The sequence below is a fragment of the Arthrobacter sp. 10L430 genome (assembly GCF_056395245.1).
Map to the genome: position 1 here is coordinate 78,767 of NZ_JBFTJD010000004.1, position 12,908 is coordinate 91,674.

Here is a 12,908-nt window from a genome sequence, read left to right on the forward strand (position 1 = left end):
GTTGAGTACCCGCGCGGACCTATCGACGGAACCTCTTAGTTTCTTGTCTAATAGTTGCGAAAACATCACGCGATAGAGTCCAGCCGTGGCCTCGCCAACCCAGCCTTGTCTCAGGGAGGATTCAACCGTTGAAAACGCTGTTTCCCGCCTACCGGGTCTCCGATCGGGCGGCTTCGCTGACCTTCTACTCCATCCTCGGCTACCGGGTCCTGAGTACCGTCGAACTCGATGGTGAGGCGACTCTCTCCCTGCTCAAGCTTCCTGAGGAGCAGGCTGTCTCTTTGGAACTAGTCCATCGCCCGGCTGCGGGACCGGTGGACCCCGGCGGCTTCGAGCACCTGGCGGTGCAGGTGGACAATCTAGGGGCAACCTTGGACCGGTTGACCATCGCGGGCCTGAAACCGGGGCCGGTGGTTCGACACGGTGATGCCGACGGGCCGCCGTTTACGGCGATTCTCACTGACCCCGACGGATACGAAATCGAGCTGGTCGAGTGGCCTCCCGGACACCCGGACGGCATCACGGAGGCAGACATCGTCACTGGCTGACACGGAAGCGTCCCACTTCGTTGAACCCGGGACACTGCTGGATTTCACCGGGCCCGCTCAGGTTTTCTCTAAGTTTCCGGACACTGAAGTTCACCTCGCTTGGCATGACTGGAACCCGTCACCACCGACGCCGGCTGGTGCATTGTGCCGACCACGACCCTTGACGACTGCCCCCAGGCTGACGTCCTCTTTGTTCCCGGAGGCGCAGGGGCGTTCGACATGTTCGACGCCCCTGAGGCTCTTGAGTTTCTCCGCGTGCAGGCAAAGAGGGCCCGGTGGATCACCTCCGTTTGCACAGGATCATTCACACTTGCCGCGGCCGGTCTCCTCACCGGCTACCGAGCCACCAGCCACTGGGCCTCCCTGCAGATGCTCGACCACTTCGGCGTCGAACCGACGTCTAAAAGAGTCGTCCGCGACCGAAACCGGATTACAGGCGCCGGTGTTACCTCGGGTATCGGCTTTGCATTCACGCTGGCGGCTGAACTCTTTGGCGACGATGAAGCCCGGAAGATTCAGCTGGCCATCGAATACGACCCGGACCCCCCTTTCGACCACGGCTCGCCAGGCAAGGCAGACCCCGAAACAGTAAAGAGCATCATCGCCGCCACCGAGAACCTCCGCATGGCGACGGTCCCGAACCTCTGCCCGTGCCCTGGCGACCGCGCAGCCATCTGCATAACCGGAACTGTGTGGAAGGACCCAAACACGCCAACAGCTCGGCGTAACCGGTGTACGCCGCCGCCTCCTCACAGGAGAGCTCGATAGCTTGAACAGCTGAAGCTCGACTCAAACGTCGCAGTCCGGGTCGTCGAGCGACTTGCCACTTCGTCTGGGGCTGCCGAGCCAGCGAGTTTGCGCGTCAGCATCCAATGGGGTCAGCCGTGCGTGGTCTCGCCGGGCTGGCCCTTCTTGGCTCGATTCTGCACGCCGATGATGAGGAACGTTGCTCCCATTGTGAGGAAGGCGATCCACGCGAGGTTTCCCATAATCGCCATGGCCAACCCCAGTACAAGAAAGACGATGCCGAGCGGGAGGAATGCCGAGCTCCGGGATTTGTCGGCTCGGTTATTCGGCTCTGACGTGGGCTTTCTGTCACCGTTCATCTACGCGACGCTACGTGGGCGGGCGGACGCTGCGCAAACGTGGACGGGGAGCTGACCATCAAGCGTCCCCGGCTCGAACACAGGAGTGTGAGGCTGCTCGCCGAAAATCCTCACTACCCCGACATCATGGTCCCGGAGCTGGCCTAGGTGAGCAGAAACCAGGAACGCCCACGACGCAGGGTATCAGCCAGTTGGCTAACCGCGTGATGTGACTCGGCGGTTCCGACATCCGAGAAGGACCCGGCCCCGCCGTACAAACTGAGTGCACTTGCTGCGGCTTCACGGAGACTGTGCACGTCTGTGACATCAACGAACAGCCCGACGAGCCAGTCGGCAGTATTGGTGCGCTGCTCGTCGTGCTCTGATCGAGCAACCGCGCGGACCTCGGCAATCGCAGAAAGGATTTCATCCCGGACGGATTCCATGGTCTTTGGCTTGCTACTCATGGACCAATCGTACGGACGGTTCATCGCGCTTCTGCGTTTGCTTCTGCTTCGGCCGCGGTCGACGTTTGCGCCGACGCCGGCCTGGACCTTGAAGGACGGGCCGGGCATGGCCGCTGTCCTGCCGGGTCAACGGTTTCAGAACGGGCGAAGATGATGTACCGGGGATTCCCGGCGGATCTCGCTGCCATCGACGAGAGCGTGCACGCCCACGCTTACCGCCCACAATGGGCTGATTTTGGTCAAACCGCCACGTTTCGACCACCAAAAACAGGAATGACCGACAGCGGTCATGTGGACCGCAGCTATAAGTGTCACCCCCGGCCGCCCGTTAGCCGATCGGCCAACGGACAGACAGTGGCGTCTCGCCACTGGAGCTAATAGCTCCGCTTTGGTAGCTTTCAACGCATGGCCATCAAATTTGAGAACGTGGGTATCGCTGTTCGCGACATCGAAGCAGCAATCGCCTTTTTCACCGATCTCGGTCTTACACTCATCGGCCGTGACACGGTCAGCGGCGAGTGGACCGATACTGCCGTTGGACTTGATGGAAACCATGCCAACATCGCGATGCTCCAGACCCCAGATGGTCATGGTCGGCTTGAGCTTTTCGAATACATCCATCCCGAGGCGATCGAGTCGAACCCGACTCGTCCCAACGACATTGGCATGCACCGCGTGGCCTTTTCGGTAGACGACATCGACAAGGCCCTCGAGGTAGCTGCAAAGCATGGATGCCATCCGCTACGCGGTGTGGCGACCTATAAGGACGTCTATAAACTCACGTACCTCCGCGGCCCCAGCGGAATCCTCGTGATGCTCGCCCAGGAACTGAAGAAAGACTGACACCCGAATCGGCCCAATTGGCCTGTATTGCCAGGCCTCAGGGTCCAGAGACTGTCCGGTGAAGGACCGGCTTGCGGACACTCACTCGCTCTCCTCGTTGCCGGGCAGGCACCCCACGTGAGGCGGCCCCAACCCGGTATCAGGGCGATGTGAATCAGAGCTGGCCAGTGGCCTTCCGTACCAGCTCCGCGATGACCTTCTCATCGGCCGATGAGAGCTCGGTGATGGCGTAGGACGTGGGCCACATTGTGCCATCGTCGAGCTGTGCCGGCCCGAAGAACGTGAGGTTGCCGTAGCGAGCCTTGAACCTCGCGCGCTCCTGGTAGAACAGCACGGGCTTGCCGTCCGCGTTGGCATAGGCGGGGCTGCCATAGAGCAGCTTCGGGGCCAGCGACGGGGCGACCCCCATGACGATCGAGTGAATGCGCTCAGCGTTTGTCTTGTCCGGCTCGTCAAGTGAGGCGATTTTGTCGAGAACCGACTGTAAGGCCTCGGCGGCGCTCTGCTGCTCCTTTAGCTCCTTGGCGCGCTGCTTCATTGCGGCCCGCTCCTCGGGGGTGAACTTGGACCCAGAACCTTTCGACTCAGCCATGCGCCCATTCTTGCAGGCGAGGGTGAACCCAGCGCTCCGTAGCGGCGTTCCGCAGGGCTGCGTGTCACGCTTTCTCGTCGCTTAAGGGGGATCGGTTGGCGAGCCGTGTGTACGGTACTGATATGGCTTCTCCGCAGACGCTAAGCGAGGCCGAGCGCCGCGTCGTCGCGACTTGGGCCGCAGACTGCGCTGAGCGAGTCGTGGCCTTATTTGAGGCAGAGGCGCCGGCAGATGGTCGCCCCCGCGACGCCATCGCCCGAGCCCGGGCCTTCGCTCGCAGTGAGCTCAGTGCCGCCGAAGAGATCCGCCGGCGGTTTGTTGCGGGCCGTGCCGCACGCGAGGTGAATAGCCCTGCTGCGGTGGCTGCCGCCCGGTCTGCCACGCAAGCCGCAGCCGTCGCCCACATGGGCGCGCACGCCTTAGGGGCAGCCGCGTATGCCGCGAAAGCGGCCGGACTGGCGGCGCCCGATCGGCCCCAGACGGTCGACGACGAGGTCCACTGGCAACTCGAGCACATGACTGCCGAAGTCCGGTCCGCGCTTCGGCGCTTGCCACCGCTGGGTGGGAATTCCGCCGGTCCGCTGGGGTCAGGACTTCTCGCGTCCGGAATCCTCGCCTCGATTATCCGCGCGATCCAGGCCGACTTGGCCCGCCCTGACCAGTCTGCCTCCTCCAGCTGAATCTGCCGCCCGCAGGCCGGTCGATCACCGTACTGTTGGTGCCCGGTGGCCGAACCTTTAGCGGACGGCGGCGCGTCGGAGCCTTTCGGATGCTTGCTGGGTGAGCGCCTGCAGAGCGGTGGGCGGGGATTGGAAGAGGCTCTCGCCCCGGCATTGTGTAGCGCCGGCCAGAGGCTCGCAGCCCAGGCAACTTCGCGCTCTTCAGTGGTGAACACTTGGCCTCTTGCCCGTTCATAGCAATCAATGAATTCTTCCGAACCTTCCAAGGACGCAAGTGTCGGGACAGTTTTGCTGGCGAATGCTCCCGATGCTGCCCCGACGATAGCCGCTGCCGGAAGGGCCACGAGGCTGTCCCAGTCGTGGACCGCCCGAGGGCTGGCATCTTTCCAGCAAAGATTCTGGCTCTCCCAGTCTCCATGGCCGGCAACCAGCGGAAGCGTCGCTCGGGCGAGCCGATCGGAAACGGTGGTCCTGGTCCCTGGCGTCGACAACCGGATTTGGCGGCCAGAAGCTACCTGTCGGGGGACTCCAATGCATCCACGGTGGAGGTGTGCCAAGGCCGGTCGGTAACTGCACTTCGCAGGATTCCTGCCAGGTCCGCCAGGAGTGAAGCCGATCGACCAGCGAAGGGCAGGTCTCCACCGGTGTGCATCTTGCCGCCACGGCGCCTTCCCCTCGCGGGCGGCAGCCCCGGCAACTGCCACACCCGGAACGCCCCCGGTACGGACCTCCCCGCATATGAAACGCACCCCAGAGGGCTGGCTGCTAGAGCCGCTAGAGGCCGGGGCGCTGTGGGGACGAGCCGTCGGGGCGGCTATGCGTCAGGCGACCCACGAGGTCCAGTCAGCGGGGTTCGCCGACGGCCGCCCCAGCAGGAAGCCCTGCCCGGCTGTCACGCCCGCTTCGATGACTGCGTCGAGTTCGGCCTGCGTTTCAATTCCTTCAGCGACCAGCACCGCTCCTGTGTCACGGGCCAGACCGCGCACCGCGGCGGTGGCCTCCCCGGCCTGACCGTGAACCAACCCACTGATGAAATCCCGGTCAAGTTTGATGATGTCCGGACGGATTTCGCGGATGCGCAGGATGGAACGGTCCTCACTGGAGAAGTCCATGGACAACCTCGCGCCGTTGCGGCGAAGCAGATCCAGGGCGACGCTAATGGCTTCCCAGTCTTCCCCTGCACGCTGTCCTTCGCTGTCATGCCCGGTGAAATCGATGACCATCCTCTCCGGCGGCAGGGCGGATGTGAGCAGCAGGTATTGGACCCTGGGATCGGTGATAGCGGCCGGGCTGAGGTTGGCGGCGATGAACAGCGGGGAAGGGATCTCCTGCCCGGCAGTGATCGCACTTTCAAGGGCTGCTATTTCCAGGTCCATGCCGAGTCCGAGGGCAGCTGCGTCCCGGAACCAGGTGGCAGCGCGGGAGCCGTCGGTGCTGACGAATCGTGCCAGTGCCTCGAACCCGATGACGTTTCCGGCAGGCATGCTTCGGATGGGCTGCAGGGCCGTCAGCACCATCCGATTCTCCAACACGTCTTCAATCCGGTGTATGCGGCCGGCATCCAAGGAGCCCTGGGCAAGGTCATGGGTGTCGAACGGGAACGCCGTCTCGGCGGAGCCCTCCCCCGGGCGGGGTGCGGTCGCGTCCTCGGCCGCACCCGTCAGGCTTCTGGTCAGGATCAGATGTTCCAGCAGCGCCCGCTCAGGGTGTCCCGGGTAGGCGGCGAGGCGTTCACGCAGCTGGCTTCTGGCCCACTCGCCTTCAGGATCCGGATCCTCCAGCACATGGCGGATGACCTCCGCCACCTGCCTTTGCAGACCACTGCCAAGACCCCTTGGCAGTGATCCTGGCCCGCCCTGATCCGGTACGGATGACGCGCCAGGAGTCGGCGGGAAGGTGAACTCGTCGTTCGACATCGGCTATGTTCCTTGCTCCGGTGTTCGTACCGCTGCTGGCTGGTGTTCCGGATCCGTGGAGGCCACCGGGTGTGATGACCATACCGTCAACAGTGGGCAAGATGGCGGTGAACGGCAAATAGCAGGGAGCGTTACCTATAAGCCGGAATGAGTTCCTGGCGGACCAAGTGGCCGCCGTCGAGGGGGTCGACCTCGTACCAGCGTTCATCGAGCAAGCGACAGCACGATTTCCTGGTATCCCGTTCCGTGTCGCATCCCTAACCAGCCACACGCCTGACCCCCGGATACTCATGGCCCATTGAAAAGGCCGTTCAGATGCTCGCTGCGGCAGGTAATGAGCACAGTGAAGCAACAAGCCGCTATAGATGGGAGAGACTAGCCTAGGCCTGCCGGCGGTACACGGCTTCGACCACTTGGTACGGATCACGCCCGGGCACCAGGTTGTTCATGGTGATCCGTCCGCTGTTGCCGTCGCCGGGCTCGATGTGGATCTCCCAGCCCCAGTCGGGGCCGGACGGGGCGGCGTACCAGCCGGTCAGCCTGACCACGCCGTCATCGCCGATGTCCCCGGCAAAGTTCATCCATTCCGGCCCGGAGTGGAAAGAATCAACCCACACCGCCGCCGCGCCGGTTCCGGAGGCAGGGCCGGAGCCCAGGAGCAGCAGGCCGCTCTGCGGCTTGTCCTCATGCGACCATGTGTACTCGATGGTCACGAACTCCCGGGCGGTGACGGTGACGGTCGCAGTCGCCAACGATTCCTGGAACTCATCCGTGGGCATGATGCGCAGCCGGTTGTGGCCCTGCCAGGTTCCCACGAACGGGGCCATGGTTTGGATAATCGTCATACCGGCAGTCTGGCCGGGATGCGCCGGCGCCGCCAGTAAGCGCACGCCTTTGGTTACTCGTGTCCTGCGCGTTGACACAGAACGACGCTTCGCCGTCGTCGTCGGCGTCAGACAGTCAGCCCGGCCTGCGGTGGCCGGTCAGGCCGTGTTCGTAGGCGAAGATGACGGCGTGCACGCGGTCGCGCAGCCCGAGCTTCATCAGGATGCGGCCCACGTGGGTTTTCACCGTTGATTCGGCCACGAACATTCGTTCCCCGATCTCCGTGTTGGTCAGTCCCCCGGCGATGGCCGAGAAAATTTCCAGTTCCCTCGGTGTCAGGGCCGCGACAGCTTCATCACCCCCTGAGGAGCGACCGGAGGGAAGCCTTTGGCTGAAGAGGTCCAGCATCCGGCGGCTGACCCTGGAGGAAATGGCGGCGTCGCCCCCGGCGACGGCTCGGATGGACGCGAGCAGCTCAGCTCGTCCCACATCCTTGAGCAGGAAGCCGCTGGCACCGGCCCGGAGCGCCGCGAAGGCATACTCGTCGAGATCGAAGGTCGTGAGGACAATGACGCGTGACTGCGGGCACTCCTGGGCGATTAGCTCGGTCGCGGCAATGCCGTCCGTGTCCGGCATCCGCACATCCATCAGCACCACGTCCGGCGTCAGGGTGCGACACATGTCGATGCCAGTCCTGCCGTCAGCCGCTTCGCCAACGACTTCGATCCCGTCCTGGGCATCCAGCACCATGCGGAATCCCATTCGGACGAGGGTCTGGTCATCAACCAGCAATACTCGGATCGGGCGCGTGGGTGGGATAGCTACCGCTTCCATGGGGCTCTCTCCTGCGACGGAAACCGTGCGGTCACGGACCATCCTCCGCCGGCCAGAGGACCTGCCTGCACCGTGCCGCCATACAGTGCGACGCGCTCACGCATGCCCACGATGCCACGCCCGGCATGTTCGGCAGGAACGCCCCCTGGCTGCCCGTCGTCGGTCACCGAGACCATAATCGCCTCGGCGCTGAACTGCATGCCAACCGTGATCTCTGTGGCGCCTCTCGCGTACTTAAGGGCATTGGTGAGCCCTTCCTGGATGACCCGGTAGATGACCAGCTGTATCCCGGGACCGGCCGGAGGAACACCGGCCGACTGCAGGACCACGGGAAGGCCCGTAGAACGAAAAAGCTCTACCAGCGCCTGGACGTCCTCCACCCCGGGCGCAGGCGCTACTGCGCCCGGTGACTCCCCCGTGTCGCCTTCGTTCAGAACTCCGAGCATCCGGCGCATGTCCGCCACTGCAACGCGGCCCGTCTCGGCGACCTGGCGCATGGCTTGGACGGCGCGGGCAGGATCAGTAGGGGCGATCGCTGCCGAACCATGGGCCAGGGAAATCATCACTGCCAGCCCGTGCGAGACGATGTCGTGCATCTCCCGGGCGATCGCGTTGCGCTCAGCGGCAGCGGCAATGCTGGCCAGGTGCTCCCGTTCACGCATCAGCCGGTCGGCGCGGTCCACGAGGGCGGCCACGTAGCCGCGGCGCGTGCGTACGTTCAGGCCGGCCAACGCCGCGATCACGAGTAAGACGATCGCCTGGCCGGCTTGGCCAAGGTCCACCGTCGACCCGGGCAGGAGGACGGTAGCGAGAAGGAGGATTCCGCCGGTCCCCAGCAGGCCAAGGACGGCGCCTCGCACTGACCGGTAGACGGCGACGGCGTACAGCGCCATGGCTGTCGCCACCGCGGCGAAGCTTGCCGGAACCGCGAAGGTGGCGAGCATGATCCCTGCCGTGGCGGCCAACGAAAAAATGGGAGTTCGACGGCGGATCAGCAGCGCAGTGCCCGAACCCAGAACAGCGAGCACTGGGAGCATAAATCCCTGGCCGCCGTCGGTCCCGCCGGCGTGAAAGGCGATAGCTGCCACCAGGGCCGGCACTGTGTACGAGGCAGCGACCAGGACGTCTGTGGTTCGCGGGCGAGAACGCCATCCGCCTCGCAAAATCGGTTCGTTCGACGGAACCGGCGCCGTCAAGGCCACTTCCGGCACCGCTGCCCGGCGCTCAGCGTCCCCCGTCCCGGTCATGCTCCGGACTCTACCCGTCGTGCAGTGCATCAGGGCCCTTCTGTCTTCACTTATGTAGGTGCTGTGTACCGCTGTGGCTGAACACAGGTGGCCGGTGATGCAGCACGCCGTCGAAAACTAGTGGAGTGCAAGGACCAGGTAGAGGGCTGCAAGGGCAGCTGTGGTAGGGGCCATGATGAGGCGTTCGGGTTTGCTGCGGGAGATCCCGTTCATGACGACGCCGAGGGCGAAGTACGCGGTCATCACCCAGATGCTGATGGAAGTAAAGGATTCGCTGACCAGCGCCGGGACGAGGCCGGCCTTGGCCAGCGCGGCATAGGCGAAGAGAGCATACACGCCTATGGATACCGCGCTCCCGATTCTGAAGTTGGTCGGGAGGACACGGTGTTGTCCGCCCCAGGCCATCCTCCCGAGCGGAGCCCCGGCGATAAGCGCGCCCTGGAAGATGGTCAGGCCGGCCAGAAGCGCGCAGGCGAGTATTGCGGGTGCTGCGATGGTGATCATTATTTCCCCCTGAGTGCGCGGATGTGGTGCTTCCTCCAGTTGCTGACCTTACGGCGTCATGTCATCTGCCGCTGTGCCCGGCGGCGGACAAGGGTTCCTACGATCGCCGGCAGGGAACCGGCGAGAATGGCGAGCAGCAGGCCGAGCGCGAGCAAGACAGGAACCCGGGCAGGCGTCCCTCCGGCCGGAAGCTTCAGATGCGCCGTGGGATAGTCGATCATCTTCGCCGCGGACAGCGCCGTGGCACGGTCGGTATGCCGCGCCAGGTACTCGAGGGCACCGTCGAATCCGAGCACCCCATCGGTGCCGGGGAGAGCATCGACGGGCACGTCGCGGGACGCTGCCCAGTCCCTCAACTGCGGGTCGATACCCCGGTCCCCCACCGCCCCGGGAGCAATGACCCTGTCCACCGGAGGTGCCTGCCGTTCCGGGACAGTCAGCAGAACCAACCCGTGTTTGGTGGTGACCGTGTTCGTGGCGCCGACGGCCACCGCCCGGGCGGCGAAGGACATGTTGTAGACCTCGAATGCGCTGGCGACGTCGATTTCGCCTACGCCACTGAAGAGCCCAACGCCGATCGTCGGCCGGAACCACGGAATGAGGGCGTTGAGTCCGACGGGAATGTCCGCGGCGTCGAAGGACTGGACGGGTATCTCAGCTGCCGCCCCGATGGACCAGCCCGGGTAGTCCACCAGCCGGCCGACCCGGTCGGCCTCCTCAGCCCCCGCCAGATCCTCCATGACTTTCAGCGCGCCCGGGATACCGGACGTAACACCGGCAGTGGTGGTGATCATGCCGTCCTGAACGTATCGCAGACCTCCCGTCCATTGGACCTCCGGATGACTCTTCTTCAGAGCACCCAGACGTGACCAATGACTTGTCGCCGTTCGTCCGCTCAAGAGGCCGGTCTCGGCCAGTACGCTCGATCCGTTGCAGACGCCCAGGACCCGGGCTCCCCGGCCTGATTGCTCCACGATCCACTCCCGCATTGCGGTTTCCTCTGGCCCCTCCGGGGCACCGACGGCCGGGACAACGACGACGTCGGGCTGCCGGGCCATGCCCGATGTAATGTCCTCGAACGTGTACGTGGGCACTATCGCCGGACCTCCGTCAATTGGCGCAGGGGCAGACTGCGCTGCGACTGTGTAGACGGAGAAATTCAGGGAGCTGGCAAACACTTCGTAGGGAGCCAGAACGTCGCTCCCCACGGTGCCCGACGAGCCCAGGACAACGGCCACAACCATCGCGCCGGAGGAAGAGGGCCGATTCCCAGGGACTTCGTTCAGGCCTTGCACGGGCGGCACTACATGGCTTTCTGCCTCCGCCACCCCTGCGCCGGCGAATGCCAGCGCGGCTATCGTGAGGAGGGACAACCCGACCGAGAGGGCGGCATACATAACGCGTTTTGAACGGGAAACCATGGATGTGTCTCGATTCCGGGGAAGGTGTGGGGCCGTCAACCTGTGTGGCTGGTTGCTCTTTCACGCTACGGATTGCCGTTCACACCTACATCAGCCCACGGGACATCCCCCAGCCGGTACAACCTGTACCCAGGTACTACGCGTGGCAGCCCGACGAACCCGCCGGCGGCGGAACCGCCCACATCCGACGGCGGGTTCTGCCGGCAGCGCCAGGACTAGAGCACGGCAGACAAGAACGCCCGGGTCCGCTCATGCTGCGGGTTGCCAATGACGGCCTCTGCGGGACCTTCCTCAATGATCCGGCCGCCGTGCATGAACACCACGCGGTCAGCCACGTCCCGCGCGAATCCCATTTCGTGCGTCACAACGATCATGGTCATTCCCGTTCGGGCCAGGTCCTTCATGACCCTGAGGACCTCGCCCACCAGCTCAGGATCCAGCGCCGACGTCGGCTCGTCGAAAAGCATCAGTTTCGGTTGCATGCAGAGCGCCCGGGCGATCGCCACGCGCTGCTGCTGCCCGCCCGAGAGGTGCCGCGGGTAGGCATCCGCTTTCTCCGACAGGCCTACCTTTTCCAGCAAATCCAATGCTCGACGGCGGACATCCGCCTTGCGCTGCTTGAGCACCCTGAGCGGGGCTTCCATGAGGTTCTCCAGCACGGTCATGTGCGGGAAGAGGTTGAAGTGCTGGAAGACCATCCCGATATCGGTGCGGTCGGCGCAGATTTCGTTGTGGGACTGTTCGTGGAGCTTGTCGCCCTTCATCCGGTAGCCCACTGCCCTGTCCGCGACCCACAGCAGGCCGCCGTCGATCTTCTCCAGGTGGTTCACACAGCGGAGGAAGGTGCTCTTTCCGGAGCCCGAGGCTCCGATGAGGCAGACCACTTCGCCGCTTTGGACGTGGAGATCGATGCCCTTGAGGACCTCGTTGTCCCCGAAGCTTTTCCGTACGCCCTCGGCGCGCACCAGCGGGAGCCGCTCCGGTGACGATGGCAGGGGCATGGTTGTGTTGATGGTCATGATTGCCCGGCCTTTCCTGAGCCTTGTGCGGAGTGAACGGTGAAGAATTTGCGCAGCCGCGCAGCTGCGGTCAGCGGGACGGACCGGGATGTGCCCCGCGCGAAATGCCGCTCCAAGTAGCCTTGGCCCACCGTAAAGACCGTGGTGACGATGATGTACCAGATGCTGGCTACCAGGAGCAGAGGGACCACCTGCAGATTCTTCGAATAGATGATCTGGGCTGAATACAGGAGCTCGGGGACTGCCAGCACACTGACCAGCGACGTCATCTTGAGCATGCCAATGAACTCGTTGCCCGTGGGCGGGATGATGACGCGCATGGCCTGCGGCAGGATCACCCGGGTGAGGGTCTGGATGCGGGACATGCCGAGGGCACCCGCCGCCTCGCCTTGGCCTTGGTCGATGGACTGGATTCCAGCCCGCACGATCTCCGACATGTAGGCGGCCTCGTTGAGGCCCAGGCCAAGGATCGCCGCGGCGAGGGGCGTGATGATCTGGTTGGCGTCCAGGCTCACGCCCGGGATGCCGAAGGTGATCTCCGGATACAGCGCCGACAAGTTGAACCAGAACAACAACTGCACCAGGACAGGCGTGCCGCGGAAGATCGTCACGTAGGCGCTTGCTGAGGCCTTGACCACGGGGTTTGCCGACAGCTGCATGACCGCAAGCACTACGCCCAGCCCAACGCCGGCCGCCATGCAAACGACCGTCAGAAACAGCGTGATACCGATCCCGTTGATGATGGCGACGTCGCGGAAATACAGGGCCACTTTGTCCCAGCCGAAACGGGGATTGCTCACCGCTGAAACAAGCAGCAAGACGACGACGGCGGCGACCGCAGTACCAGCCACCCATCGCCACGGGTGCCTGGCTGGCACCACGGTGAACTGTCCGCGGGAGGTCCCCACCTTGGGAAGACTCATCAGG

Annotated in this window: 16 protein-coding genes; 5 read left to right on the forward strand and 11 right to left on the reverse strand. The window is 64.2% G+C overall.

All coding sequences use genetic code 11. From position 1 onward, the window contains the following. Positions 1-128: 128 nt before the first annotated feature. Both AC1DDG_RS05745 and AC1DDG_RS05750 read left to right on the forward strand, forming a co-directional pair. Positions 129-548, forward strand: a complete 420-nt coding sequence (locus tag AC1DDG_RS05745; RefSeq protein WP_476875285.1) for a VOC family protein — start codon at positions 129-131, stop codon at positions 546-548. A 144-nt stretch (positions 549-692) separates the two neighbouring features. Continuing rightward, positions 693-1,316 carry a DJ-1/PfpI family protein gene (locus AC1DDG_RS05750; protein WP_476875286.1) on the forward strand — a complete coding sequence of 208 codons (624 nt, stop codon included), beginning with the start codon at positions 693-695 and terminating at the stop codon, positions 1,314-1,316. A gap of 110 nt (positions 1,317-1,426) precedes the next feature. On the opposite strand, the gene AC1DDG_RS05755 is transcribed toward AC1DDG_RS05750, so the two are convergent. Next, positions 1,427-1,654 (reverse strand): hypothetical protein, encoded by a 228-nt coding sequence (locus AC1DDG_RS05755; protein ID WP_476875287.1) that lies wholly within the window; start codon positions 1,652-1,654, stop codon positions 1,427-1,429. A gap of 39 nt (positions 1,655-1,693) precedes the next feature. On the opposite strand from AC1DDG_RS05755, the gene AC1DDG_RS05760 reads away from it, so the two are divergent. Beyond that, positions 1,694-1,801: a S24 family peptidase gene (locus AC1DDG_RS05760; protein WP_476875288.1), complete on the forward strand. Its 108-nt coding sequence runs from the start codon at positions 1,694-1,696 to the stop codon at positions 1,799-1,801. Here AC1DDG_RS05760 and AC1DDG_RS05765 read toward each other — a convergent pair. Further along, positions 1,798-2,100: a hypothetical protein gene (locus tag AC1DDG_RS05765; protein ID WP_476875289.1), complete on the reverse strand. Its 303-nt coding sequence runs from the start codon at positions 2,098-2,100 to the stop codon at positions 1,798-1,800. The genes AC1DDG_RS05760 and AC1DDG_RS05765 overlap by 4 nt on opposite strands. Before the next feature lie 405 nt (positions 2,101-2,505). Here AC1DDG_RS05765 and AC1DDG_RS05770 point away from each other — a divergent pair, with 405 nt between their 5' ends. Then, a complete protein-coding gene (locus AC1DDG_RS05770) occupies positions 2,506-2,943 on the forward strand; it encodes a VOC family protein (RefSeq protein ID WP_476875290.1) in 438 nt (145 codons plus the stop codon). 154 nt (positions 2,944-3,097) lie between these two features. Here the strand turns inward: AC1DDG_RS05770 and AC1DDG_RS05775 are convergent, their stop codons facing one another. Next, positions 3,098-3,535: a hypothetical protein gene (locus AC1DDG_RS05775; protein WP_476875291.1), complete on the reverse strand. Its 438-nt coding sequence runs from the start codon at positions 3,533-3,535 to the stop codon at positions 3,098-3,100. A 122-nt stretch (positions 3,536-3,657) separates the two neighbouring features. Here AC1DDG_RS05775 and AC1DDG_RS05780 point away from each other — a divergent pair, with 122 nt between their 5' ends. Next, a complete protein-coding gene (locus tag AC1DDG_RS05780) occupies positions 3,658-4,215 on the forward strand; it encodes a putative immunity protein (RefSeq protein WP_476875292.1) in 558 nt (185 codons plus the stop codon). An 821-nt stretch (positions 4,216-5,036) separates the two neighbouring features. Here AC1DDG_RS05780 and AC1DDG_RS05785 read toward each other — a convergent pair. The 8 genes from AC1DDG_RS05785 to AC1DDG_RS05820 form a co-directional block, all read right to left on the reverse strand. After that, positions 5,037-6,131 carry an EAL domain-containing protein gene (locus AC1DDG_RS05785; protein WP_476875293.1) on the reverse strand — a complete coding sequence of 365 codons (1,095 nt, stop codon included), beginning with the start codon at positions 6,129-6,131 and terminating at the stop codon, positions 5,037-5,039. Between the two features lie 380 nt (positions 6,132-6,511). Then, a complete protein-coding gene (locus AC1DDG_RS05790) occupies positions 6,512-6,976 on the reverse strand; it encodes a DUF1579 family protein (protein ID WP_476875294.1) in 465 nt (154 codons plus the stop codon). 115 nt (positions 6,977-7,091) lie between these two features. Beyond that, positions 7,092-7,790, reverse strand: a complete 699-nt coding sequence (locus AC1DDG_RS05795) for a response regulator transcription factor (protein WP_476875295.1) — start codon at positions 7,788-7,790, stop codon at positions 7,092-7,094. Continuing rightward, the gene (locus AC1DDG_RS05800; RefSeq protein WP_476875296.1) at positions 7,778-9,037 is read right to left on the reverse strand and encodes a sensor histidine kinase; all 1,260 of its coding nucleotides are present in this window, start codon (positions 9,035-9,037) and stop codon (positions 7,778-7,780) included. The genes AC1DDG_RS05795 and AC1DDG_RS05800 overlap by 13 nt, the downstream gene beginning before the upstream one ends. A gap of 117 nt (positions 9,038-9,154) precedes the next feature. Then, a complete protein-coding gene (locus AC1DDG_RS05805; RefSeq protein ID WP_476875297.1) occupies positions 9,155-9,541 on the reverse strand; it encodes a hypothetical protein in 387 nt (128 codons plus the stop codon). A gap of 56 nt (positions 9,542-9,597) precedes the next feature. Continuing rightward, positions 9,598-10,962 (reverse strand): DJ-1/PfpI family protein, encoded by a 1,365-nt coding sequence (locus AC1DDG_RS05810; protein ID WP_476875298.1) that lies wholly within the window; start codon positions 10,960-10,962, stop codon positions 9,598-9,600. 215 nt (positions 10,963-11,177) lie between these two features. Beyond that, the gene (locus AC1DDG_RS05815; RefSeq protein ID WP_476875299.1) at positions 11,178-11,981 is read right to left on the reverse strand and encodes an amino acid ABC transporter ATP-binding protein; all 804 of its coding nucleotides are present in this window, start codon (positions 11,979-11,981) and stop codon (positions 11,178-11,180) included. Next, the gene (locus AC1DDG_RS05820) at positions 11,978-12,904 is read right to left on the reverse strand and encodes an amino acid ABC transporter permease (protein WP_476875300.1); all 927 of its coding nucleotides are present in this window, start codon (positions 12,902-12,904) and stop codon (positions 11,978-11,980) included. The genes AC1DDG_RS05815 and AC1DDG_RS05820 overlap by 4 nt, the downstream gene beginning before the upstream one ends. Positions 12,905-12,908: the final 4 nt, after the last annotated feature.